A 24,407-nucleotide genomic window follows, 5' to 3' on the forward strand; every position below is an offset into this window, starting at 1 on the left:
TTCACCCCTTGACGGCGCCCTGCATGACACCGGCGACGATCTGCCGCCCGAGAACCAGGAACACGATGAGCACCGGAACCGTCGCGAGCGTGGTTCCGGCAAGAACGAGCGAGTAGTCGACGTAGTAACCGCTCTGGAGCTTCTCCAGCGCGACCTGCAGCGTCGGGTTGTCGGCGTTGAGCACCACCAACGGCCACAGGAAGTCGTTCCAGGACTGCATGAACGTGAACACGCCCAGCATCGCGGCGGCCGGCCGGGCGGCGGGCAGGGCCACGTGCCAGAACGCGCGCCACAGACTGCAGCCGTCCATCCGCGCCGCCTCGACGAGTTCGTCGGGGATGGCGTCGAGCAGGTACTGCCGCATCCAGAACACACCGAACGCGGTGACGAGGTTCGGCACGATCACGGCCTCGAGCTCACCGGCCCAGCCGAACTCGGCCATCGCCATGTACAGCGGGATGATGCCGAGCTGCGTCGGCACCGCCAGCGTCGCGACGACGAACAGGAACAGCACACCGCGGCCGCGGAACTTCAGCTTGGCGAAGGCGAACCCGGCGAGCGTCGACAGCAGCACCACCGAGAACGTCACCGTGCCGGACACGATGAAGCTGTTGCCCAGCGCCTTCCAGAACGGGACCGTGTCGAACACCCTGGTCGCGTTGGTCCAGAAGTTGCCGCCGGGGATCAGCGTGAAGTCGCCCGTCAGCACCGAGTTGTCGCGGCTCGCGACCAGGAACGACCAGTAGAACGGGAAAGCGGAGCCCAGCACGAACGCGGCGAGGAAGCCGTAGATCGCGAAGGACGGTCGTCGCATCACTTGACGGCCCTCCTGGTGAGGAAGAAGTTGAGGCCTGCCACGGCGATGACGACCAGGAACAGCACCCAGGCGATCGCGGAGGCGTATCCGAGGTCGTAGCCCTGGAACGCGGACTGGTACAGGTAGAGCACGACGGTCTGGTACTGGTGCTCCGTGCCGCCGCCGCTGCCGCCACTCGGTTCGAAGAGCTTCGGCTCGGTGAAGATCTGCAACCCGCCGATGGTCGACGTGACGATCACGAAGATCAGCGTGGGCTTCAGCATCGGGAGCGTGATGCTGAAGAACCTCCTGAGCGCGCTCGCGCCGTCCACCAGCGCGGCCTCGTAGACGTCGCGCGGGATGGCCTGCATCGCGGCGAGGATGATCAGCGCGTTGTAGCCCGTCCACCGCCAGTTGACCATCGACGCGATCGCGACGTGGCTGCCGAACGTGCTGGCCTGCCAGTCGATCGGGTCGATGCCGAGCACCCCGAGCACGTCGTTCACCAGACCGTACTGCGGGCCGAACAGGTTGCCGAAGATGATCGTCAACGCCACCAGGCTCGCCACGTACGGCAGCAGCACGCCCATCCGCCACCCGGTGCGCGCCCGCAGGTTGGCGTTCAGCAGTGCCGCGATCAGCACCGCGACGACGATCTGCGGGGCGCTCGACAGCAGGAAGATGCTGAAGGTGTTGAAGAGCGCGTTCCAGAACTGGTCGTCCTGGAACAGCGTCTGGTAGTTCTCCAGCCCGACGAACGCCGGGTTGTCGTCGCCGATCTCCCAGTCGAACAGGGAGACGTACGCCGTGTACAGCAACGGGAACAGGCCGATGGTCCCGAACAGCACGAAGAACGGTGCGACGAACAGGTAGGGCGAGTACTTGGCGTCGGCGTTGGAGAGCCGGTAGCGCCGCGGAGGCCGCGGGTGAGCCTCGTCGGCTCGCCCGCGGTCAACCTTGGAGAGAGTGGCCGTCACTACTTGGCCGCCTTCTGAGCACCTTCGACTGCGGTCTTCCAGGCCTCGTCGGCGTTCTTGCCCTGCTCCACCGACTGCAGCGCCGGGCTGAAGACCGTCTCCTGGATCTGGCCGTCGGCCGGACCCTTGTACTGCGCGGCCTTGATCTTCTTGGCCTGCGTGGCGAACAGCGCGCCGGCCTTGACGTCACCGAAGTAGGCGTTGGTCTGGTCGAGGAGTTCGGGTGCGTCGAGAGCCTTGGTCTGGCTCGGGAACGTGCCCTTGGCCTTGAACGCCTTGATCTGCTGCTCCGGCGCGGTCAGCCACGCGGCGAGCTCGGCGGCCTTCTGCGGGTTCTTGCTCTGCTTCGGCACCGTCAGGTACGAGCCACCCCAGTTGCCGCCACCGTTCGGGAACGCGTCGGTGACCGCCCAGAGGCCCTTGTTCTCGGGCCCTGCCTGCGACTCGACCACGCCGAGCATCCACGACGGGCAGGTCTTGGTGGCGAACTTGCCGAGCTTGAAGCCGGTGTTCCACTCGTTGCTGAACGCGCCGAGCCGCGCCGACTGTCCCTTTGCGACAGCCGCGGTCACCGTGTTCCAGTTGGCCTTGATGGCCGCGTTGGTGTCGACGACCAGCTTGTCCGACTTGTCGTAGTAGCCGGTCTCCAGCTGGTTGTGCATGGCGTTGTAGACCTGCGCGGCGCTGTCGAACCACGCGACGCCGGGCGACTTGGCCACGAACTGGTCACCGGCCGCGAAGTACGCGTCCCACGTCGTGAAGAGCGCCTTCACGCCCTCGGGGTCGGACGGCAGACCGGCCTTCTCGAACAGGTCCTTGCGGTAGCACATGGCGAGCGGACCGATGTCGGTCCCGTAGCCCATGAGCTTGCCGTCCTTGGTGATCGCGTCGGTCTTCCACTTCAGCCAGCGGTCGTCCTCGACCTTCGGGCCGATCTCCTTGAGATCGTTGAACTGCCCGGCCTTCGACATGAACTGGCTGAGGTAGCCCTCCTCGACGCCCTCGATGTCCGCGAGACCGGAGCCCGCGCCGAGCTTGGTGAAGAGGTTCTGGTGGTGCGGCTGGCCCTGGCCGGTCTTGCGCTGCGTGATCTTGATGTCCGGGTGGGCTGCCTCGTACTCCTTGAACAGCTCCTCGTAGCCGAACTCGTTGAAGGTCGCGATCGTCAGCTCGGTCTTTCCGTCCGCGGTCTGGTTGGCCGCCCCGCCTGAGCCGCACGCTGCGGTGGCGGCGGCTGTGGTGGCGGCACAGATCAGCACGCTGATCCAACGGTGTCGCACGGGAGAACTCCTCTGGTCTCGGCGGCGGGTTCTGGGAGATTCTGGGAGCGCTCCCAGACGGGGAGGAGTGTCGTCCTGGCTTCGAACGTGTGTCAAGACACACTTCGGGGTGTGGCTTGGGGTTTTGGGGGTGTGCGGGGTGGTGACCTCGGGGTTCGTGGGTCAGGTCACAGTTTTGAAACCTGGGAGCGTTCCCGGAAATGTGGCGGGAGGGTTAACTTTGGGTGCTCGGGTGGGCACGCCGCGCGGTTTTGGGTGTGGGGGTTCCAGCGGGGCTGGGGTGGGCTGGGGTGCGTCGCGTTCCAGCGTGGTCGTGCAGACCTGGACGAGCCGGGTCGTTTCATCGCCGCTGGCGCGTCGACAGGGATTGGGGCTTGACTTCGGGGCCCTTGCGAGGCGCTTCACGGACCGGAAAGGCCGGGCTGAAAAGCGCCCGGCCGAGCCACGAGTGGTAGCACCTCGCACCCGAAGTCAAGCCCCAATCCCACGCGTACGTGGGCACGTCGGGCGGGCACGTCACCGATACCGGCTTGCCGGTGCAGCCAAGAGTGTCGACTCGCCTTCGGCATCGCGTAGCTCGGGCGCGCGTTGTCTTTTTAGCCAAGAAGGACGCCTCGCCTTCGGCTTTGCCGTTGGGTCTTGGGTGGCTCGGCTGCGCCATCGCGATGCTTGCGCTCATACGGCCTGGCCTGCGGCCGCGTTCTCCTCAAGCCATTGGTCACTCAGCTCTTGGCGACCTTGCCCCTCAGGCGCTCGCCCGCCGCACCAGCGCCGTCGGCAGCAGGAGCGAAGGCGGCAGGCCCGCGTCTCCTGCCAGCTCGCCCAGCAGGCGCCACGTCATCGTGCGGCCCAGTTGTTCTACGTCCTGGCGGACTGTGGTCAGGGGTGGGGTGGCGGTGGAGGCGAGGAGTGAGTCGTCGAAGCCCACCACGGCCACGTCCTCCGGTACTCGGCGGCCTCGGGCCTGGAGGACTTGGAGGGCGCCCAGGGCGATGATGTCCGCGGCGGCGAAGACGGCGTCGATGTCCGGGGTGCGGTCGAGTAGGGCCGACATGGCCTTGGCGCCGCTCTCCGGGGTGAAGTCGGCTTCGGCTACCAGGTTGGCGGGGAGTCTGGCTTCGCTGAGGCCCCTTCGCCAGCCGCTCAGGCGGTCTTGGCCTGCTGCCATGTCTCTGGGGCCCGCGACCGTGGCGATTTTGGTGCGGCCCAGGGAGACGAGGTGTCGTACGGCGTCCAGGCCGCCGGTGAAGTTGTCGGAGTCCACGTAGGGGATTGAAGGGGTGCTGAGGGGGCGGCCGCCTGCCACTGCCGGGAGGCCCATTTCCTTCAGGCGGTGAGGGAGGGGGTCTTCGCCGTGCAGGCTCACCAGTAGGGCGCCGTCCACGTGGCCGCCTGCCAGGTAGGCGATGAGGTCGTTGTGGTCTTCTGGGCGGCTGAGCATCAGGAGCAGTTGGATGTGGCGGCCGGAGAGTTCGGCGTGCACGCCGCGGAGGACGCCGGCGAAGAACGGGTCGCTCAGGACTCTGCTGCCCTGTTCGGAGACGATCAGGGCCACTGCGTTCGCCTTGCTGCCAGCCAGGGAGCGGGCTGCTTGGTTCGGGCTGTAGCGGAGGTGGGTGATGGCTGCGGCCACTGCGGTTCTGGATTTGGCGCTCACGTACTGCTCGCCGTTGACCACTCTGGAGACCGTCGACTTGGACACCCCGGCCAGCCGCGCTACCTCCTCGATGCGCGGGCCTGGGCGTCGGTGCGTCTCCGTCATGGCTCCATCGTAGGGGCGTGAGAGCGCTATCTCGTTGGTGGGAACGGGGCGGGACGCCTGTGCCGCGCAGAACGTCCCGCCCCGAGGTCTAGGGTTCGGTGCCCCACGTGAGGGTGTCGCCGGTGTGGGCGGTCACCCGGTCGAAGTCGGTGAGGGTGGCGCTGGTTCGGTAGCTGTGGTCGTTGGACTGGTCGAAAGTGGACCAATCGGACTTTGCCGCGCGCACCTGGATTTCGCCGGTGGTGGCACCGGCGGCCAGCGATCCGGACGCGAAGGAGACTTCGAGGTAGGCGTCGGCTCCTGGGCGGGCGGTGGCGAGTTTGACCACTCGGGTGCGGATCGTCGCGCAGCCGAGCTGGGACCAGTCGCACCACACCTGGTAGTTGGGTGAGGCGGCGTCGCCGGTGAACCAGTAGCGCAGCGTGGTGGTGGAGAGGGAGAGCGGCGTGGTGCCGCGGTTGGAGAGTTGGAGGGTGGCGCCGATCTGGTTGGAGGTGGGGGCGCCGGAACCCTTGTGCTGCACGGTCATAGTGCTCGTGGTGCCTGGAAGCGTGCGAATCGTGACAGACGTGCTGGAAGCGGACACGTTGCCGGAGGTGTCGCGGGCGCGGACGGAGAACGAGTACGGCGTGTCCGGGGTCAGGCCGGTGAGGAGCAGGCCGGTGGTTGTCGACGTGCCCACGACGGTGGTGCCGTTGAGGGCGTCGTAGGCGGCTACGCCCACGTTGTCGATGGACGCGGTCCAGGTGAGGGACGTGCTGGTGGCACGGGTGTCGGAGGCGGTCAGTCCACTGGGGACGGACGGGGGCTGGGTGTCCTCGGTGGTGCCGCCGGGCTCGGTGCCCCACACGACGCGGTCGGTGCGCAGGACCACTCGGTCGGTGCGCTGGACGGTGTTGCCGGTGCCCAGGCCGGTGTACGACCAGTCGTTGGAGGGATCCCAGGTGCCGGTGCTGGTGATGCGGAACTGGACCTCCTTGCGGTACGCGGACTGTCCGGCCGGGGCCACGCCGGTGCACGGGATCTCGACGTAGTAGGTCGAACCGCGGTGCTGGATCGGGGTGCTTGCCGCGCCGCACTGGTTGTAGTTCGTGGTGACCGCGATCTGGCTCGGGGTGGTCGTGCCGTCGAGGGTGAAGTAGTAGCGCAACGTGCCGTTGAAGGTGCGGGCGGGCCACGCGCTGCGGTTCAGGACGAAGGCCTTGACCTCAGTGAACTGGGGCGCGCTCTGGTTCACCGACGCTTCGACGGTGAGTTCGGGACCGTCCGGGGTTTCCGGCAGGGGGAACGACGTGAGCGGGGCGCCGCCGTACTCGCCGTACAGCCGCGCCAACGCACCGGTGAAGCCAGCGTTGTAGTCGAGTGCCACCTCGTTCATCACGTAATCGCTGCGGCTGTCGGTGTAGGCGTCGTTGTTGGTGCTGGGGCCGCCCACCAGCGCGCCGTAGAGGATGTGACGGCTCGTCGTCGGTTCCTGGATGCTGTCGGCCCACGAGCCGTGCGCGCCGCGGTGGTGTGGGTTGCGTGGTGGGTTCGTGCCGAAACCGACCACGTAGCTCGCGTTGCGCGGGTTGTCGCCGAGGGCGTAGTTGATCTGGCGCACGCCGAAGTCGTGGTAGGTGCGAGCCCGTGCACTGTCGCGTGTGGACAGCCAGTCGGAGTAGACGAGTGCGGCGAACGAGGTGTTGGCCGCGTAACGGAGTGAGCCCCAGCTGTCGAGGACCGCTTGGCCGCCGGGGGAGTAGCGGACGCGGTTGCCGTTGTAGCCGGTGGTCCAGAAGTCGAGCCAGCGGTTGGCGTCGGTGATGTAGGTCTGTTCGCCGGTCAGCTTCGCCATCAGGACGTAGGCGCCGTAGGACTTGTCGTCCCACGCGATGGTCCACTTGTAGGAACGTTCGGAGCTCTGCGGTTCGGTGCCGAGCTTGGTGTACTCGGTCTTCGCCTTGGTCAGGTAGCTCGCGTCACCGGTCGCGCGGTGCAGCCAGATCGCACCCCACACGAGCTCGTCCTGGTAGCCGCTCCACGAGTTGTAGAAGTTCGCGGCGTCGGTGATGCACGAGCTGTACTTGCCGCGATAGGTGTCCGCGAACGCGTAGAGCTGCTTGGCGTGCGTGAGCAGAGTTGAGGCGTAGGAGGGATCGGTGTCCTTGAAGACCATCGACGCCGACGCCATCGCCGCCGCGTACTCGCCCGCGAGGTCGGAGCCGGGGCACGAACTGTCCACTTTGTACGACGGGCGTGCCATCGGCATCACCTCCGCCGAGCCCCACCAGGCGTGGTCCGGGTTGCCCGCGCCGACCTGGCCGTAGACGACGTTCGGTGACGGGTGCGCCTTGATGATCCAGTCGGTGCCGTGCCGCAGGTTCGCGAGCAGGTGCGGCAGCTGGCCCGAGTTCGCGTAGGCGGCGCGGTTCTCCACGGCACCCCAGGCGAGCATCGACACGCTGAACGCGAACGGCAGCCCGAACTTCACGTGGTCGCCGGCGTCGTAGAACCCGCCGGAGAGGTCGAGACCGACGTCCGAGCCGTCGCGCACCGCCGAGTCGCCGCGCCAGCTCACCCGGTTGTTCGCGGGCAGCACGCCGGAGCGTTGGGCGTCGTAGAACCAGACCGACTTCTGCAGCGCCTCGCCGTAGTTGAACGCGGGCGCGGCCGTGGCGGGTGGCGTCAGTGGGACGGTGCAGGTGAGCACCGCGAGGAGAACGGCTGTCAGGGCTCTGACCATGCGGCGGACTGTAACGGTCATGAAAGCGTTGCGGCGGAACGAGTTCGCGTTCGACGTCGAATCGACAGCGCGGCTTCCTCAAGAAGGAGCGGCTGGTTACAGTGCGGCCAACTGGGAACGTTCCCAGGTCAGGGGAGGTGCGCTGTGCCCGGAGGACGTTTCGCCGTGCTGGCAACGGCTTTCGTCGTCGCGACCGCGGGGCTGGTGAGCGGCGCACCGGCCGCGGCGGCACCCGGCTGCAAGGTCGACTACGCGGTGCCGAGCCAGTGGTCGGGCGGGTTCACCGCGAACGTCACGATCACCAACCTCGGCGAGCGCGTCGACGGCTGGCGGCTGACCTGGTCCTGGCCGTCCGGGCAGAAGGTCACCCACGCCTGGAACGCCGCCGTCACCTCCTCGGGCGCCGACGTCACGGCCGTGAACGCGGGGTACAACGCCGTGATCGAACCGAACGCCGCCGTGTCCTTCGGCTTCAACGGCAGCTGGTCCGACGCGAACACGGCCCCGCAGTCGTTCTCCCTCAACGGGGTCGCGTGCACCGGCAGCCCCGGCACACCACCATCAGGCGACGCGATGGCCCAGGTCGCGGCCATGCAACCGGGCTGGAACCTCGGCAACACCCTCGACTCGACGGGGAGCGACGAGACGTCCTGGGGCAACCCGCGTGTCACGGAAGCCTTGCTGGACAACGTGAAGGCGCAGGGCTTCAAGAGCATCCGCATCCCCGTCACCTGGGGCCAGCACCAGAACTCGGCGCACACCATCGACGCGGCGTACCTCGCGCGCGTCAAGGAGGTTGTCGGCTGGGCCCTCGCGGACGGCTTCCAGGTGATGATCAACATCCACCACGACTCGTGGCAGTGGATCTCGGCGATGCCGTCCGACCGGACCGGCGTGCTGGCCCGCTACAACGCCATCTGGACCCAGCTCGCGACCACCTTCAAGGACTCCCCGAAGCAGCTGGTGTTCGAGAGCGTCAACGAACCGCAGTTCACCGGCAGCTCGGGCGACGCCCAGAACGCCCAGTTGCTGCACGAGCTGAACGCGTCGTTCCGCACGATCGTGCGGGGATCGGGCGGCACCAACGCGACCAGGCTGCTGGTCCTGCCGACCCTGCACACCTCGTCGGACCAGGCGCGGCTCGACGAACTCGCGACGTCGATCGGCGGGTTCGGCGACCCGAACGTGGCCGCGACCGTGCACTACTACGGCTACTGGCCGTTCAGCGTGAACGTCGCCGGCGGCACCCGCTACGACGCGACCGCGCAGAAGGACCTGACCGACTCGTTCGACCGCGTGCACACCACCTTCGTCGCACGCGGCGTGCCGGTGATCCTCGGCGAGTACGGCCTGCTCGGGTTCGACCGGCACACCGGCACGATCGAGCAGGGCGAGAAGCTGAAGTTCTTCGAGCACCTGGGTTTCTACGCGCGCACCAAGAAGATCACGACGATGCTGTGGGACAACGGCCAGCACCTCGGCCGCACGTCGTTCCAGTGGAGCGACCCCGAACTCGCCGCGCAGATCAGGTCGAGCTGGACCACCCGGTCCGGCACCGCGTCGACCGACCAGGTCTTCAGCGCCCGCTCCAGTGCCATCGCCGCCAAGGCGATCACGGTGAACCCCAACGGAACCACGTTCACCGGCCTGCGTCAGGGCAGCACGGATCTGGTGCGCGGCACCGACTACACCGTCTCGGGCGACCAGCTCAGCCTGACCGCGTCGGCGATGACCAGGCTGAGCGGATCCCGGAACTACGGCACGAACGCCGTGCTGACGGCCCACTTCTCGGCCGGCGTGCCGTGGCGGATCAACCTCGTCACCCACGACACACCAGTGCTCTCGGCGTCGACCGGCACCACGGCGTCGTTCGCGATCCCGACGAACTTCCGCGGCGACCTGCTCGCCACGATGGAGGCGAAGTACGCGGACGGGTCGAACGCCGGACCGCACAACTGGACTTCCTTCAAGGAGTTCGACCGCGCGTTCGCCCCGAACTACCCGGCCGGCACCACGACCCTGACCCCGGAGTTCTTCGCCGAGGTCAACGACAACGCGCGGGTGACGCTGACGTTCCACTACTGGAGCGGCGCCACCGTCACCCACCACGTCACCAGGTCGGGCAGCACGGTCACGGGGACTCCGTGACCTTCAGACCGCGCCGCAACGCCTCGACCTCGTCCTCGAACATCCGCACCGAGATCGCCGCGCTCGCCACCAGCGACGAGCCGTGGAACGTGCCGGGGTAGAGCCGGAGTTCGGTCGGCACCCCGGCGTGCGACAGACGGCGCGCGTACTCGACGCCCTCGTCGCGCAACGGGTCGAACTGGCAGGTCGACACGAACGTCGGCGGCAGCCCGCTCAGGTCGGTCGCGCGGGCAGGAGCGGCGTACGGCGAGACGTCGTCCCCGCCCGGCTCGCCGCCGAGGTAGGCGGTCCAGCTGTAGATGGCGTTGGGGCGGTTCCAGATCGGCGTGTCGACGTAGTCCGTCATCGACTCGGTGGTGAGCCGGTCGTCGATCTCGGGGATGCCGAGGAACTGGAAGCACAACTCGGGGCCGCCCCGGTCGCGCGCCATCAGCACGGTGCCCGCGGTGAGGCCACCGCCCGCGCTCTCGCCGCCGATGCCGAGCCGCGCGGGGTCGATGCCGAGCTCGTCGGCCTTCTCGGCGGTCCACTTCAACGCCGCGTAGCAGTCCTCGACGGGCGCGGGGAAGGGGTGCTCGGGCGCGAGCCGGTAGTCGACCGACACGACGACGATGCCCAGCTCGTCGGCGATGCGCAGGACGTGCGCGTGGAACGTGTCGAGGTCGCCGAGGATGAACCCGCCGCCGTGGATGTAGACCAGGCCGGGCACCAGGCCTTCGCGGTTCGCCGGGCTGTAGATCCGCACCGGCACGTCGGGGGAGTCGGACGGGCCGGGCACCGTGACGTCCCTGATGTCGACGGGGTTCGTCGGCTCGTAGGGCGGCATCATGTCGGCGAGCTGCGACTGTTCGCTGCGCGCGGCCTGCAGCGCCTCGTAGTCGGGGAGGGCCACCTTCGGCAGCATGTCGAGCCAAGGCAGCAGTTCGGGATCGACGTTGTAGCTCATGTCCTCAATCCTCGCCTCGTACCGCTGTGCGCGCAGCCGACACGTGGCGGGCGTTCGAACCCTCCGCGCAGCCAGCTGTCGGGGTTATGGTGACGGGATGAGAGGCCTGCTGCTGAGGTTGTCCGGGCTGGACGCCGACGCCGAGAGCGCGGTGCGGGTGATCGGGTTCTTCGACCGCCTCATCACCGAGCGGGCGAGCCTGGACGCGTTGGTGCGCAGCACGTCCGAACTCGCCGGGTGTGCCGCCGGGCTTTACGCGCCCGGCCAGGGCCTCTCGCTGCACGCCGACGGGGGTGGGCCAGTCACGGCGGGCCCGGTGCCCGCGGGGGCCGCCGTCCGCGCGCTCGAAGGCGGAGTGGAGGTCTGGGTCTGCCGGCCCGGCCCGCCCGCGCCGTTGGACGACATGCTGCTCGAACGGTTCGCGATCGCCGCCGCCGTGCTGCTGGAGCACTCCAGCGTGCCGTTGCCCGAACTCGGCGATCCGGCGTTGATCGAACTGGTGCTGTCGGAAAGCGTTGGCACGGCGGAACGTTCGCGCGCGTTGCACCTGCTCGGCATCAACGCCACCGCGCCGTTGCGGGTGCTGGCCACCACCGGGGAGGTGCCCGGCCGGTCGGCGTTGGTGGGGGACGTGCGCGCGGTGCTGACCGCCGAGGTGCCGGAGGTGGCGGGACGGCTCGGGGTCGGGCCGCTGCTCCCGGCGATCGACGCGGTGAAGTCCTGGCAGGCGGCGAGGTCCGCGCTGAGGTTCACGTCAGACGGCGAACCCGTGGTGTGGTGGGAGAAGCTCGGCAGCCTCGGGTTGCTCGCCGAGAAACTCGCCGTCGCGGACGTCGAGGAGTTGCCCGACGTGCGCGCGCTGGACCGGCTCGCGGCCGAACCCGGCATGATCACGATGCTGGACGCGTTGTGCGCCACGGGTTCCGTGCGCAAGGCGGCGGCGGTGCTGCACCGGCACCACAGCACGATGACCGCCCGGCTGGCCCGCGCCGAGGCTGCGCTCGGGTTCGGACTGGACGAGGCGTCCGGACGGTTCCGGCTGCACCTGGCGTTGATGCTGCGGCGGTTGCGCGAGAACGCCTGAGTCAGGGCCTAAGCTCGGGGCAATGATCAACCTGACGGCGGAGTCCGTGGAGCAGCTGACCACGGGCTGGCACGCGATGGTGCTGGACCGCAACCCGGACGCCGACGTGCGCGACCTGCCCGGCCTCGCGGTGCGGTGGGCGGACTGCCTCTTCCCGTTCTGGAACTGCGTCACGCTCACGGAGACCGACCGCGACCTGCTCCCGAAGCGGTTCGCGGAGGCGGCCGAGGTCATGCGCGCCAAGCAGAACACCGGTTTCCTGTGGGTGTTCGAGGACCTGGTTGCCGGCGTTCGCCTCGACGCGCTGGCCGAAGCGGCGGGGCTGGCGTTCGCGTTTCCCGGCGTCGGGATGGCGGGGGAGGTGCTGCCGATCCCGGAGCCGACGCACCCGGAGCTGACGTTCGAGCGCGTGACCTCCGACGAGCAGCTGCTGGCGTACGCGGACATCAACTCGCGCGCCTACGGGTTCCCGCTGGAGGCCGGGCGGGACGGCATCGCGGGCTCCGCGCTGTGGAAGACCGGCGTGCACGCGTACCTGGGGCTGCGCGACGGGGTGCCGGTGGCGTGCGCGGGCGCGGTCGAGACGGACGGGCGGCTGTTCGTGGTGCTGGTCGCGACCGAACCCGGTCTCGAACGGCGCGGGTACGGCGAGGCGGTGACGCGCAAGGCGTTGTTCGAGGCGGGGCGCGCGACCGGCATCACCCGCGCCACGCTGCACGCCACGGTGGCGGGAGCGCCGGTCTACCCGCGGATCGGGTTCGAGCCGAACTCGCCGATGCGGTTCTACGCGCTCAAGGGCTGACCGGGGCGCGCCACATGCCGAGAAGCGCGTCCACCAGGCCGGTCGCGGCGTCACCCCAGGTCGCGCGCGGGGTCGGCGTTCCGTCGGCCAGGGCGCGCTCTCGTTCGGCGATCATGTGCACCAGCAGCTGGCGGGCCATGTCGTGACGTTCGGCGCGCACCTCGTCCGGCAGGTGCGCGAGGCAGGCGTTCAGGCCGACGATGATCCGCACCTGCGACGGGGACGAGCGGGTTTCCTCGACGATGATCGGCCGCAGCGTCGGGTCGGTCATCACCTGCGCGCCGAAGCGGGCGAACCAGGTCGGGCTGCCGACCGTGTCGAGGTGCACGGTGATGGGCCTGACCAGGCAGTCGAGCCAGTCGCGCAGGTCGGGGGACGGGCCGAGGTCCGCCACCATTCGCTGCCGGATCTCCTCGACGTGCGCGAGGTGCTTGCGCGCGATGGCCCGCACGAGATCGGCCTTCGTGCCGAAGTGGTAGCCGACGGCGGTGTTGTTGCCCTGCCCCGCCGCCTCGCTGACCTGGCGGTTCGACACCGCCACCACCCCGTGCTCGGCGAACAGCCGCTCGGCCGCGGTGAGGATCAGCTCACGGGTGGCGTTCGCGCGCTCCGCCCTGGACTGGCAGTCCACCTTGTTCATCGTCACTCCCGCATCGGACATCCGGGACATCCTTGCACCGCTCGATATTAAGTCAAGTGACTGACTTAGTATGAGTCACGTGCTCCTCGAAGAAACGCGTCCGGTGACGCGCCCGAACGTCGTCGTGGCCGTCCTGGCGCTCGGCGGCATCACGGTGTCGCTGATGCAGACCCTGGTCATCCCACTCCTGCCGAGGTTCCCCGCACTCCTCAACTCCGCACCGGGCGACACCGCCTGGGTGATCACGTCGACCCTGCTCGCGAGCGCGGTCGCGACGCCGGTGATCGGCAGGCTCGGCGACATGTTCGGCAAGCGCCGCATGCTGATCGTCAGCCTGCTCATGGTGGTCGTCGGCTCGGTCATCGCCGCGCTGAGCTACTCGCTGGTGCCGTTGATCATCGGCCGGGTGGTGCAGGGCATGGCCGTCGGCGTGATCCCGCTCGGCATCAGCATCATGCGCGACGAGCTGCCGATCGAACGGCTGGCCGGCGCGACGGCGTTGATGAGCGCCTCACTCGGTGTCGGCGGCGCGCTGGGCCTGCCCGCGGCCGCGATCCTGGTCGAGCAGAGCGACTGGCACATGTTGTTCTGGACGTCGGCGGGCGTCGGGGTCCTGGTGCTGGCCGCGGTGCTCGTCTACGTGCCCGAGTCGCCCGTGCGTGGCGGCGGCCGGTTCGACCTGCTCGGCGCGGTCGGGCTCTCGGTCGCGTTGATCTGCCTGCTGCTCGGCGTCTCGAAGGCGTCCGAGTGGAGCGGCGGGTCCGTGACCGGGCTCTTCGTCGCGGCGGCGGTGGTGCTCGGGGCGTGGGGCTGGTGGGAGCTGCGGACGCGCGAGCCGTTGGTCGATCTGCGCACCACGGTCCGCCGTCAGGTGTTGCTGACCAACATCTCGTCGCTGGTGTTCGCGTTCGCCATGTTCGCGCAGTCGCTGGTGCTGCCGCAGGTGTTGCAGCTGCCGGTCGGCGGTCACGGCCTCGGCCAGTCGTTGCTGGTCACCGGCCTCGTGCTGGTGCCGTCGGGCCTGGTGATGATGGCGACGGCACCGTTCGCCGCCCGGATTTCGAACGCCCGCGGCCCGCGCGCGACGTTGCTCCTCGGCGCCCTGGTCGTCGCGTTCGGGTACGGCATCGGGATCTTCATGCTGACCGCGGTGTGGCAGCTGGTCGTGATCTCGGCCGTGATCGGTGCCGGCATCGGCCTCGGCTACGGCGCGATGCCCGCGCTGATCATGGGCGCCGTGCCGACGTCGGAAACCGCTGCGGCGAACAGCCTCAACTCGCTGATGCGCGCGATCGGCACGTCGGTGTCGAGCGCGGTGGCGGGTGTGGTGCTCACGCAGGTGGGCGTGCCGTTCAGCTTCCAGCTGATCATGGGCCTGGGCGCCGCGACCGCGCTGCTGGCAGTCGTGGTCGCGGCGTTCATCCCCTCGGCACAACCGGTGCGCACGCTCAGCTGAAGAACCGCACGATCTCGCCGGTGACGAAGTCCGGCTGCTCCTCGCAGAGCCAGTGGCCGGACCCGTCGACCCGCACGACCTCGAACTGGTTCGCGAGGTTCGGCAGCGCGCCCAGGAACAGGTCGTAGGACGAGATCGACGCGAGCCCCAGCACGGGCGGCGTCAGCTTCGCGTACGTCTTGCCGTCCGCGATGTCCTGGTGGAACGCCTGGTACCAGCCGTTGCTCGCGCGGATGGCCTCGGCGGAGTCGTAGTTCTGCGCGTAGATCCGCCGCGAGCGCTCGTCGATGGCGGACGGCGTGAACGCGGTGTTCGCGAACAGCCAGTCGACCATGTACCGGAACCGGCCGGCGAGCAGCTGTTCCGGCAGGCCCATGACCTGGTTGAACGCGAACCACCACACGCTGAATCCGCCCGGCGGGGGCAGCAGCGGGATCTGGTAGAAGCTCTCGTCGGGGTGCAGCACGTCCATGAACGCGACCTTCTTGGTGGCGTCCGGGAAGTTGGCGGCGAAGGAGAACGCGACCATGCTGCCCAGGTCGTGGCCTACGACGTTGACCTTGTCGTAGCCGAGCTTCTTCACGAGCTCGTGCAGGTCCGTCGCCATGGTCTTCTTGTCGAACCCGCCCGCGGGCTTGTCCGACGAGCCCTGGCCGCGCATGTCGACCGCGATCACCCGGAACTTCTGGGCGAGCGCGGGCAGGATCTTGTTGTACAGCCACCAGGTCTGCGGCCAGCCCGGCAGCAGCAGGAGCGGCTCACCGCGTCCGCCGGTGACGTAGTGCAGGCGCACGCCGTTGACCTTGGCGTAGTTGTGCTTGAAGCCGGGGAGGTTCGGCTCGGGTGCCCTCCCGGACTCGGCCTGGGCGGTGCCCGTGCTCGCGGCGAGCGCCGCGCCCGCACCCAGTGCGAACACCTTGCGCCTGTTCAGCTCCATCGTCCTGCGCCCCCCTGTCTCGTTGCCCGGCGCGGACATCCGAACAAGCGGCGCTTGAGAGCGGGTGGAGGTCAGGGAACGAGGTGGTACGCGACGGTCGGCCAGATCTCGCACTTGATCTCGCGGTCCTCGTCGCGGGCGGGGTCGCGGACGAACCTGGCCCGTTCGGCGACCTTGCGCGAGCCCGCGTTGTCCCGGTGGGTCCACAGCCTCAGCTCGGCCGGCGCGTGGTGGGTGAGGATCCACGCCACGAACTCCGTGAGCGCCTTGGTCGCGAGCCCCCGGCCACGAGCCGGTGCGGCCACGAGGTACGACACGTGACCGATGCCGTCGGTGAAGTCGACGGCGACGTTGCCGCAGCGCTCACCGCCGTCCTCGATGCAGAACGAGGCGGCCGAGGGGTTCGCGGGCAGTGCGGCGATCGCGGCCGCGACCTGCTCCGCCGTGATCGTGGGCGGGTCGGTGGTGTAGCGCTGGACCTCGGGATCCCTGATCGCCTCCGCGTACCAGGCCGCGTCGGCCTCGGTCCACGCGCGCAGCCTCACGAAAGCTCGGCGGAGTCGGTGAGGTGCAGTTTGCGCCGCGCCCGCTGGTAGAACGTCGTCATCCCGAGCCGCACGACCCGAGCCGCGGCGGCCCTGCCCCGCAACGACACCCGCTGACCCGGTTCGACGTACCCCGCGACCATGCCGTCGACCTCCACGGCCAGGCGGCCGCTCGACGGCAGGAGGTCGAGGTCCACCTCGTCGTGCACGGACAGCACCACGCCCCGGTTGTAGGCGGAGTGCGGTGAGGCCGGGGTGACGAGCAGCGCCTCGACGGACGGGCTGGTGATCGGGCCGCCCGCGGAGAAGCTGTAGGCGGTGGACCCGGTCGGGGTGGCGACGATGACGGCGTCGGCGGCGTAGCTGACGAACGGCTGGCCCGCGACGTGCACGGCGACGCGCGCGCTGCCCTCGCCGGGGATGCGGACCACGGCGATGTCGTTGAAGGCGGTGACCCGGTGGCCGGGGAACTCCGCGTCGATCGCGAGTCGTGGTTCGACGCTGAAGTCGCGGGCGTCGATCGCGGACAGCGCGGCGGGCAGGTCCGGCACGTCGACCTCGGCCAGGAAGCCGAGTTTGCCCAGGTTGACGCCCAGTACCGGGGCCTTCTCGCCGTCGGCCAGGCGCATGGCGCGCAGCATCGTGCCGTCACCGCCGAGGCTCACCACCAGGTCGGCCCTGCGGCCCAGTTCCTCGGCGGTCACCGGGGTCGCCTCGCAGCGCAGGCGCTGGATCTCGTCCTTGATGCCCAGGATCTCGACGCCGCGGTTGGTCGCCCAGCCGAGGATCGCCTCGACGGCGGGGGCGGAGTCGCGTTGCGGGTGCAGCACGATGCCAGCGGCGTGCACGTCAGATCGTCCTCAGTCGGGTCACGACCACAGTCTGCCGAATTTCGGAGCGGCGTGGGGGACCTCGTCCTAACGGCCGATGGGCCTGCCGGGGAACCGGCCGTTCGGCGGGGCCGGGTGGCCGCCAGGAGGAGTCCGCAAAGGACGCACGTTCCTAGGTTGGCTGCATGACCATCCTGCTAGCCGATCCGATCGTGCGTGCCGTCCGGGTCCTCGACAACTCCGACCCGTTGGTACCACTGGACTTCGCGCCTGGCGTGCTGGTGCGGGAAGGCCTCGCGCGACGACTCGACGTGGCCCGCGCGCTGTTGCCGTCCGGTGTGGACCTGCGGGTGATCGAGGGGCACCGCGCCATCGCCGACCAGAACGCGATCATCGAGCGGTACACGGCCGAACTGCGCGAACTGCACCCGGCGGCCGACGAGGTCGAGATCGGGCGGCTGTCCAGCCGGTTCGTGGCACCGCTGGCCGTCGCGCCGCACGTCGCGGGCGCCGCGGTCGACCTCACCCTGGTCACGTCGTCCGGTGCCGAGCTGTGGATGGGCACGGCCGTCGACGCGACGCCCGAGGAGAGCGACGGGAGGTGCTTCTTCGCCGCCGAGGTCGACGACGAGGCCCGCCACAACCGGACGGTGCTCGCCGCCGCGCTGGGTGACGCGGGCCTGGTCAACTACCCGACCGAGTGGTGGCACTGGTCCTACGGCGACCGCTACTGGGCGTTGCTGACCGGCGCCGACCACGCCCTCTACGGACCGGTGGAGGTGCCTGCGTGGGCGCGCGTGTGACCACACTCCGCCAGGCGGCCGTCGCGCCGACGCTGCACGTCGACCTGGCCGCGGTGGCCGACAACACGAGGCGGTTCGTCTCGTGGGCCCGCGGGGACGTCATGGCCGTGGTGAAGGCGGACGGGTTCGGGCACGGGCTCGGCGACGTCGCGCGGACGGCGGTCGCGGCGGGGGCTCGCTGGATCGGTGTCACGTCGCTCGCCGAGGCGGTGGCGGTGCGCGGGTCCGGTGTGGACGTTCCGGTGCTGAGCTGGCTCAACCCGGTCGATGTGAACGTGCACACCGCGATCCGGCACGGGATCGACCTGAGCGTGCCGAGCCTTGAGCACCTCGCGGCACTGGACGGCGGGGTGCGCGTGCACCTCCAACTCGACACCGGCATGGCACGGGACGGGGCCGCGCCGGACACCTGGCTCGCGCTGATGTCCGCGGCCCGCCGGGCGGAACTGGCCGGACGGGTCAGGGTCGTGGGTGTCATGGGGCATCTGCCGTGCGCGGACGTGCCGGGCTTGAACGAACCGGGGCGCAAGGCGTTGCTGCGCGGGGTCGAGATGGCGCGTCAGGCGGGGTTGCGGCCATCGGTGCGGCACCTCGCGGCCACGAGCGCGGCGTTGACTGACCCGAGCGCGCACCTCGACGTCGTCCGGATCGGGGCCGGACTCGTGGGGATCGACCCGTCCGGGACCACCCGGCTGCGCTCCGCTCTGCGGCTGACGGCGCCGGTGGTCCAGGTGCGGCGGGTCGCGGCGGGCACGGGCGTCGGCTACGGCCACTCCTACGTGACGGACCGCGCGACGACGCTCGCGCTGCTGCCCGTCGGGTACGCGGACGGCTTGCCCCGCACCGCTTCCGGGCGGGCGGAGGTGCTGGTGAACGGACGGCGGCGGCCGGTCGCCGGGGTGATCTCGATGGACCAGGTCGTGGTCGACGCAGGGGATGACGTGCTGGAGACGGGGGATCAGGCGGTGGTCTTCGGACCGGGGGACGACGGCGAGCCGACGGTGGCGGACTGGGCTCGCTGGGCGGGCACGATCCCGCACGAGATCGTGACGGGCATCGGGGCGAGGGTGCGGAGGAGCGTTCGATGAGGGGCATCCGCGTCGCCGTGATCGGTGGCGGGCAGAACTGCGAGCACGACGTCTCGGTGGCGTCGGCGGCGTCCGTGCGGGCGGCGCTCGACCCGGCGAAGTACGAGGTGGTAGCGCTCACCATCGGCCGCGACGGCCGATGGCTCGGGCCTGATGGACAGGTGTTGGACACGCTCACCTCGGGCAGCCTGGCCGCCGCGCTCGACGTGCTGTCGACGTGCGACGTGGTGTTGCCGCTGGTGCACGGGCCGCTGGGAGAGGACGGCACGCTGGCAGGGCTCTGCGAACTGGCGGGCGTGCCGTACGTGGGGTCGCCGTTGCGGGCCGGTGCGCTCGCGATGGACAAGTGGGCCACCAAGCTCGTCGCCGAGGCCGTCGGGGTGCGCACGGCGAAGGGCGCGCTGGTCACCGACGCGTCCACCGCGGACTTCCGCGGCCCGGTCGTGGTGAAGCCGGTGGCGGCCGGGTCGAGCTTCGGGGTTGCCCTGGTGCAGCGGGAGGAGGACCTCGAACCGGCCGTGCGCAGGGCGTTGGAACTCGACGACCGGGTGCTCGTCGAGGAGGTCCTGTCCGGCCGGGAGATCGACGTCGCGGTGCTGGACGACCCGGATGAGGGCCGTCGGACCGGACCACCGCTGGAGATCCAGGTGCCGGGACTCTTCGACACGACGGTGAAGTACGACGGCAGCGCGAGGTTCGTCATCCCGGCGCCGCTCGACGACACCGAGCTCAAGGCGTTGGAGGACGCGGCGCTGCGGGTCTACGAGGCGCTCGGCTGCCGCGGGCTCGCGCGCGTCGACTTCTTCCTGACCGCGGACGGGTTCGTGCTCAACGAGGTCAACACCATGCCGGGCATGACGGCGGAGTCGCAGGTGCCCAAGATGTTCGCGGCCGCCGGACTGTCCTATCCGGACCTGCTGGACAAGCTGATCCGGGGAGCGATGCGGTGAGGCGCATCGCCGGACTGGACGTGCTGCGCGGCATCGCCATTCTGCTGGTGATGCTGCGCCACGCGTTCCCCGACGTGTTCCCCGGTGCCGGAGTGGTCGGTGTGGTCGTGTTCTTCACGCTCAGCGGCTACCTGATCACCGGCGTGCTGCAACGCGAGTTGCAGACCAGGGGACGCGTCGACTTCAAGCGCTTCTACGCGCGCCGGGCTCGGCGCCTGCTGCCGGCGCTGTTAGCGCTCACGCTGGTGTTCGTGCTCGTCACGCTGGTGTTCGACCCGCTGGGTGAGCGCGACAAGCTGCTCAGGACCGTGCTCGTGCTGGTCACGTTCACCGGCAACCTGCCCATCAGCGGGGTGAGCCCGGCGGCGTTCCACGGCTGGACGCTCGCCACCGAAGAGCAGTTCTACCTGCTGTGGCCCGCCTTGTTGGCGTTCGCCTGGGTGCGCAACCGGACCGGCGCGGTGCTGGCCGTCGCCGCGCTCGGGTCGCTGGCGGCGTGCACGGCGACGTTGATCTGGCTGTGGCCGCACGCCGACAACGCCTACGCGCTGCCGACGTCGTGGTTCGTGTGCTTCGTGATCGGCGCGGCGACCCGGCTCAAGCTGACCAGCGCGCCGAGGTGGGGTGTGCCGATCGCGCTGACCGGCCTGGCCGTGCTGTCGGTCGTGCCGTTGCGGGGCCACGCGGTGACGTACCTCGGCGCGGGACCGGCGATCGCGGCCTGCACGGCGGTACTGCTGCTCGCGTGGTCGAAGTGGGAGCAGGTGGCGACGCCGATCAAGCCGTTGGTCGCGCTCGGCACGCTGTCCTACGGCGCCTACCTCTGGAACTACCCGCTGACGTTGTGGCTGCGGCCGGACCTCGGCGCGGCCGCCGGGCCGATCGCGGCGGTGCTCACGGTCGTGGCGGCGGCGTTGTCGTGGCGTTTCGTCGAGGAACCGGTCATGCGCTGGGCAGGACGTGCGAAAGAACCCGCAGCACAGCCCTGACCTGGTTGTTCATCGTTGATTCTTCAGCGGCGCGGCTCGACCGTGAAGAACCCCTTCTCGCTAGAACTACTGGTGCGAGAAGGGGGATCTTCCGATGAGTGAGGAAGTGGGTCTGCCTCGATCGTCGTTCTGACGATCAGGTGCAGGGCGGGGCGGGGTCGACGTCCGGGAAGTGGCGGTTCCAGTCGGGGGCGGACAGGAGCGGCGACACCGCGGCGCAGACGCGCGTGGCGGCGTGCTCGACGTCGGCCTCCCACGCCCGGACCGTCCGGTCGCCACCCGCGCTGAGCAGCGTGTGGCCGCCGGGCAGGAACGTGAGCGCGTACACCCGTTCGGTGTGGCCGGACAGGGTGGCGAACGGCGTGCGGTCGGCCACCCGCCACAGCCGGACGCCGTGGTCGGCGCTCGCACTGGCGAGCGTGGTGCCGTCGGGGGAGAACGCGACGGCGTGCACGGTGTCGGTGTGGCCGGTGAGTTCGGCCTTCTGCGCACCGGAGGCCACGTCCCACAGGCGGACGGCGAAGTCGGTGCCACCGGTCGCGAGCAGCGTGCCGTCCGGGCTGAACGCGACGGACTTGACCGCGTGCGACCCGCTGGCGATGTGAGCGTTCACCCGGCGCGTGCCGACGTCCCAGATCCGGGCGCTGAAGTCGGACGACCCGCTGGCCAGGCGACGGCCGTCGGGGCTGAACGCGAGCGCCTCGACCGACTCCGCGTGGCCGAGCAGGGTGCCCAGCGACGAGCCGGTGCGCGCGTCCCACAGCACGATGGTCCGGTCGGTGCCGGCGGTGGCGATCGTCGTGCCGTCCTGGCTGATCGCGAGCGCGTTGACCGCGTCGGCGTGCCCGGCGAGGTCGGGGAGCTTCACCGGCGTTCCGCTGATGTCCCAGCGGTGGACGCGGTGGTCGGCGCTCGCGGCGTACAGGGTCCTGCCGTCGGGCGAGAACTTCACGGAGTTCACGGCGTCGGCGGGCCCGGTCAGGGTGTGCAGCAGCCGGCCGTCCTGCCACAGCTTCACGACGCGGTCGTACCCGCCGGTCGCGATGATCTTGCCGTGGGCGGCGACGGAGTACACGGAGTCGCTGTGCGCCTGCAGGAGTGCGCCGGGCAGGTCCCACAGCCGCACCGTGTGGTCGTCGCTCGCGGTGGCCAGCACCGAGCCGGCGAACGTGGCCGCGACGACGCCCGCGGTGTGGCCGGCGAGCACGAGCGGCTCGAGTTGGGTGAGGTCCCAGACGTGGGCCGTGCGGTCGACGGACGTGCTTGCGAGACGGCCGTCGGGGCTGAACGCGAGCCCGCGCACCACGTCGGTGTGGCCGGTCAACGTGCGCGGTTCGCCGGTCTTCGGCCAGATCTTGACGTCCCGGTCGTGGCTCGTGGCGATGGTCTGGCCGTCGGGGCTGACGGCGACGGCGTGCACCGGTCCCTTGCCGGGCAGGACGCGGCTGGTGGGCGTGCCGGTCAGGGTCCACACGAGTGTGCTGCCGTCCCACGTGCCCGCGACGAGTTCGCCACCGCCGAACGCGAGCGAGATGACCGAGTCGGGGTGGGGCAGCACCGCGGTTTGCCGGGCGACGCGCAGATCGGAGATGTCCCACAGCCGCACCGTTTTGTCGGTGCTCCCGGTGGCGAGGACGCCGCCGTCGAACGCCACCGCGTTGACCTGGTCGTCGTGCGGGATGGTGGCGAGCAACGCGCCGCTGCTGGAGTCCCACAAACGGGCCGTGCGGTCCCATCCGGCCGTGGCGATGATCGTGCCGTCGGCGTTGAACGCGACCTTCACGACGTTGTCGGTGTGGCCGTTGAGCGTCGTGACCTCGCGCGGGTGGTGCGGGTCGGCGATGTCGGTGACCCGCACGGTGTGATCACGCCCGGCGCTGGCGAGCAGCGAGCGTTGCGGTGAATACGCGACGGAGTTGACGTTGTCGGTGTGGCTGGTCAGCCGCGTCGCGTAGGACGGCGTGAACGAGCTGAGCACGGCGCTGCGGGCGTCGGGCGTGGGGGAGAGGCGGTAGGCGGCGAGCGCGAGCTGGGCGGCGAGGGCGGGATCGGTGCCGCGCAGGCGTTTCGCGTCCTGGGCGACCTTCTGCGAGAGCGCGCTGTTGCGTTGGCTGGTCGCTTCGGAGGTGGCCTGCATCGCCGTGACGCTGATGCCGGTCACGATGATCAGCAGCATGGTCAGCAGGCCGACCAGGATCTGGAGCCGGCGCCGGCCCTGCCGGGTGCTGGCCAGTTCCGCGGACTCCGCGGTGACGCTGGTGGTGAGGAACTCGCGTTCGCGGGCGGTCAGCGGGTGCGGCGGGTCGAGCAGCCACGGCCGGAACGCGCCCAGCCGCGCGCCCCTGACCAGCGCGCCGGGGTCGCGGTGCAGCGACTCCCACACGGCCGCCGACTCGGCCAGGTCGCGGTGGGCGCGCAGGCCGTCGCGGTCGGCCGTGAGCCACTCGCGCAGTCGCGGCCAGCAGCGCAGCAACGCCTCGTGCGTGATCTCGACGCGGTCGCGGTCGACGGTGATCAGCCGGTGGGTGGTCAGCGTCTCCAGCGTGGTCGCGGTGTCCGGGTCGTCGTCGAGTTCGGTGCGGCTGATCCGGCGTTTGGTGTCCTCGGTGCCGTCGCCGATCGCGGTGAGCCTGATGAACAACGAGCGGGCGAGGTCCTGCTGCCGTTCGGTGAGGCCAGCGAACACCGACTCGGCCGTGCGTGTTAGCGCTCCCTCGAACCCTCCGGCGGCGCGAAACCCTTGCAGCGTCAGGGTGTTGCCCTTGCGGCGGTGCCAGGTCTCCAGCAGCGCGTGGGAGAGCAACGGCAGCGCGCCCGCCTGGTCGGCGCAGTGCGCGACGAGTTCGGCGACCAGCGCGGTCTCGACGGTGTGCCCGATCCGGCGGGCGGGCTGGATGATCGCGGCGCGCAGCTCGTCGGTGCTCATCGGGCCGACCGTGATCTGGCCGTTGCCCATCGCGTCGACCAGCACCGGGAAGTCGGTGCAGTGGCCGAAGAAGTCGGCGCGCACTCCGATGACGACGCGGTGCTTCGTCAGGGCGTCCACGAACCGGCGGCGGACGTCGCGGTCGTCGCAGAGGGTGAAGATCTCCTCGAACTGGTCGACCACGAGCACGGTGCCGGAGGTGCTCTTCGCGAGTTCGTCGAGGGGGTGCTGGCCCGGGGTGAACAGGACGGCGTTGTCGAGCCTGGGCAGCAGACCTGCTCTGAGCAGGGACGACTTGCCTGCTCCGGAGGCGCCGACGACCACGACGAGCCGTTGGGTTCTGGTGCGTTCGGCGAGTTTGTCGATCAGGCGGTCGCGGCCGAAGAACCGTTCCGCGTCGTCCTGCCCGAACGGCGTCAGGCCCGCGTAGGGCGAGCTGACGTCGTGCTCCGGCCGTGGCTCGTCGGCCGCCGTCGCGTGCCAGCGGCGTTCCCACTCCTCCTCCGAGCCACCACACGCCCGGACGTAGGCCAAGGTGACTTGGAGCGTGGGCAGTTTGCGCCCGGCGGCGGCCTGTGAGAGCGCCGCCTCCGAGTAGTGCGTCACCGAGCTGAGCTGGCGGTACGTCGGGCTGCCCGCCCGTTCCCGCAACGACCTGAGCTCCCGCGCGAACGCGAGCACGGCCGAGTCGCCCGCGTCGAGCGGTCTTTCCTTGCGCGGCAT

19 protein-coding genes are annotated in these 24,407 nt (G+C 69.9%); 8 read left to right on the forward strand and 11 right to left on the reverse strand.

Annotation, left to right across the window (positions count from 1 at the left end; translation table 11 throughout):
* Position 1: 1 nt before the first annotated feature.
* The 5 genes from JNUCC0626_RS03920 to JNUCC0626_RS03940 all read right to left on the reverse strand — a co-directional run bounded on the left by JNUCC0626_RS03920 (position 2) and on the right by JNUCC0626_RS03940 (position 7,540).
* The gene (locus JNUCC0626_RS03920) at positions 2 to 814 is read right to left on the reverse strand and encodes a carbohydrate ABC transporter permease (RefSeq protein ID WP_394618261.1); all 813 of its coding nucleotides are present in this window, start codon (positions 812 to 814) and stop codon (positions 2 to 4) included.
* On the reverse strand, positions 814 to 1,773 hold the full coding sequence (locus JNUCC0626_RS03925) for a carbohydrate ABC transporter permease (protein WP_394618262.1): 960 nt from the start codon (positions 1,771 to 1,773) through the stop codon (positions 814 to 816). Before JNUCC0626_RS03925 ends, JNUCC0626_RS03920 begins: the two co-directional genes overlap by 1 nt.
* Positions 1,773 to 3,053: an ABC transporter substrate-binding protein gene (locus JNUCC0626_RS03930; RefSeq protein ID WP_394618263.1), complete on the reverse strand. Its 1,281-nt coding sequence runs from the start codon at positions 3,051 to 3,053 to the stop codon at positions 1,773 to 1,775. Before JNUCC0626_RS03930 ends, JNUCC0626_RS03925 begins: the two co-directional genes overlap by 1 nt.
* 745 nt (positions 3,054 to 3,798) lie before the next feature.
* The gene (locus tag JNUCC0626_RS03935; RefSeq protein ID WP_394618264.1) at positions 3,799 to 4,815 is read right to left on the reverse strand and encodes a LacI family DNA-binding transcriptional regulator; all 1,017 of its coding nucleotides are present in this window, start codon (positions 4,813 to 4,815) and stop codon (positions 3,799 to 3,801) included.
* Between the two features lie 88 nt (positions 4,816 to 4,903).
* Positions 4,904 to 7,540 carry a glycoside hydrolase family 9 protein gene (locus tag JNUCC0626_RS03940; protein WP_394618265.1) on the reverse strand — a complete coding sequence of 879 codons (2,637 nt, stop codon included), beginning with the start codon at positions 7,538 to 7,540 and terminating at the stop codon, positions 4,904 to 4,906.
* A gap of 144 nt (positions 7,541 to 7,684) precedes the next feature.
* Between JNUCC0626_RS03940 and JNUCC0626_RS03945 the strand changes: the two genes are divergently transcribed.
* The gene (locus JNUCC0626_RS03945) at positions 7,685 to 9,688 is read left to right on the forward strand and encodes a cellulase family glycosylhydrolase (RefSeq protein WP_394618266.1); all 2,004 of its coding nucleotides are present in this window, start codon (positions 7,685 to 7,687) and stop codon (positions 9,686 to 9,688) included.
* Here the strand turns inward: JNUCC0626_RS03945 and JNUCC0626_RS03950 are convergent.
* Entirely contained in the window at positions 9,672 to 10,634 is a 963-nt protein-coding gene (locus JNUCC0626_RS03950) for an alpha/beta hydrolase (RefSeq protein WP_394618267.1), read from the reverse strand. The two genes, JNUCC0626_RS03945 and JNUCC0626_RS03950, sit on opposite strands and share 17 nt — an antisense overlap.
* 97 nt (positions 10,635 to 10,731) lie before the next feature.
* On the opposite strand from JNUCC0626_RS03950, the gene JNUCC0626_RS03955 reads away from it, so the two are divergent.
* Together JNUCC0626_RS03955 and JNUCC0626_RS03960 are read left to right on the forward strand one after the other, a co-directional pair.
* Positions 10,732 to 11,718 (forward strand): helix-turn-helix domain-containing protein, encoded by a 987-nt coding sequence (locus JNUCC0626_RS03955; RefSeq protein WP_394618268.1) that lies wholly within the window; start codon positions 10,732 to 10,734, stop codon positions 11,716 to 11,718.
* Between the two features lie 22 nt (positions 11,719 to 11,740).
* Positions 11,741 to 12,520, forward strand: coding sequence for a GNAT family N-acetyltransferase (locus tag JNUCC0626_RS03960; protein WP_394618269.1), 780 nt, complete (start codon positions 11,741 to 11,743; stop codon positions 12,518 to 12,520).
* Here the strand turns inward: JNUCC0626_RS03960 and JNUCC0626_RS03965 are convergent.
* Positions 12,510 to 13,181, reverse strand: a complete 672-nt coding sequence (locus JNUCC0626_RS03965; RefSeq protein ID WP_394618270.1) for a TetR/AcrR family transcriptional regulator — start codon at positions 13,179 to 13,181, stop codon at positions 12,510 to 12,512. The genes JNUCC0626_RS03960 and JNUCC0626_RS03965 overlap by 11 nt on opposite strands.
* Before the next feature lie 49 nt (positions 13,182 to 13,230).
* Between JNUCC0626_RS03965 and JNUCC0626_RS03970 the strand changes: the two genes are divergently transcribed.
* Positions 13,231 to 14,616, forward strand: a complete 1,386-nt coding sequence (locus JNUCC0626_RS03970; protein WP_394618271.1) for an MFS transporter — start codon at positions 13,231 to 13,233, stop codon at positions 14,614 to 14,616.
* Here the strand turns inward: JNUCC0626_RS03970 and JNUCC0626_RS03975 are convergent.
* The 3 genes from JNUCC0626_RS03975 to JNUCC0626_RS03985 form a co-directional block, all read right to left on the reverse strand.
* A complete protein-coding gene (locus JNUCC0626_RS03975) occupies positions 14,609 to 15,553 on the reverse strand; it encodes an alpha/beta fold hydrolase (RefSeq protein ID WP_394618272.1) in 945 nt (314 codons plus the stop codon). The two genes, JNUCC0626_RS03970 and JNUCC0626_RS03975, sit on opposite strands and share 8 nt — an antisense overlap.
* Positions 15,554 to 15,624: 71 nt before the next feature.
* Positions 15,625 to 16,098: a GNAT family N-acetyltransferase gene (locus JNUCC0626_RS03980; RefSeq protein WP_394618273.1), complete on the reverse strand. Its 474-nt coding sequence runs from the start codon at positions 16,096 to 16,098 to the stop codon at positions 15,625 to 15,627.
* Positions 16,095 to 16,946, reverse strand: coding sequence for an NAD(+)/NADH kinase (locus tag JNUCC0626_RS03985; RefSeq protein WP_394618274.1), 852 nt, complete (start codon positions 16,944 to 16,946; stop codon positions 16,095 to 16,097). The genes JNUCC0626_RS03980 and JNUCC0626_RS03985 overlap by 4 nt, the downstream gene beginning before the upstream one ends.
* A gap of 167 nt (positions 16,947 to 17,113) precedes the next feature.
* Here JNUCC0626_RS03985 and JNUCC0626_RS03990 point away from each other — a divergent pair, with 167 nt between their 5' ends.
* From JNUCC0626_RS03990 to JNUCC0626_RS04005, 4 genes are read left to right on the forward strand one after another with little or no spacing between them, the layout of a single operon-like run.
* On the forward strand, positions 17,114 to 17,731 hold the full coding sequence (locus JNUCC0626_RS03990; protein ID WP_394618275.1) for a M15 family metallopeptidase: 618 nt from the start codon (positions 17,114 to 17,116) through the stop codon (positions 17,729 to 17,731).
* Entirely contained in the window at positions 17,716 to 18,819 is a 1,104-nt protein-coding gene (gene alr, locus JNUCC0626_RS03995; protein ID WP_394618276.1) for an alanine racemase, read from the forward strand. The genes JNUCC0626_RS03990 and alr overlap by 16 nt, the downstream gene beginning before the upstream one ends.
* Positions 18,816 to 19,769 carry a D-alanine--D-alanine ligase family protein gene (locus tag JNUCC0626_RS04000; RefSeq protein WP_394618277.1) on the forward strand — a complete coding sequence of 318 codons (954 nt, stop codon included), beginning with the start codon at positions 18,816 to 18,818 and terminating at the stop codon, positions 19,767 to 19,769. Before alr ends, JNUCC0626_RS04000 begins: the two co-directional genes overlap by 4 nt.
* The gene (locus tag JNUCC0626_RS04005) at positions 19,766 to 20,758 is read left to right on the forward strand and encodes an acyltransferase family protein (RefSeq protein WP_394618278.1); all 993 of its coding nucleotides are present in this window, start codon (positions 19,766 to 19,768) and stop codon (positions 20,756 to 20,758) included. Before JNUCC0626_RS04000 ends, JNUCC0626_RS04005 begins: the two co-directional genes overlap by 4 nt.
* A gap of 136 nt (positions 20,759 to 20,894) precedes the next feature.
* Here JNUCC0626_RS04005 and JNUCC0626_RS04010 read toward each other — a convergent pair whose 3' ends face one another.
* Positions 20,895 to 24,407 carry a helix-turn-helix domain-containing protein gene (locus JNUCC0626_RS04010; protein WP_394618279.1) on the reverse strand — a complete coding sequence of 1,171 codons (3,513 nt, stop codon included), beginning with the start codon at positions 24,405 to 24,407 and terminating at the stop codon, positions 20,895 to 20,897.

The sequence above is a fragment of the Lentzea sp. JNUCC 0626 genome (assembly GCF_043632865.1).
In the GTDB taxonomy this organism is placed as follows: domain Bacteria; phylum Actinomycetota; class Actinomycetes; order Mycobacteriales; family Pseudonocardiaceae; genus Lentzea.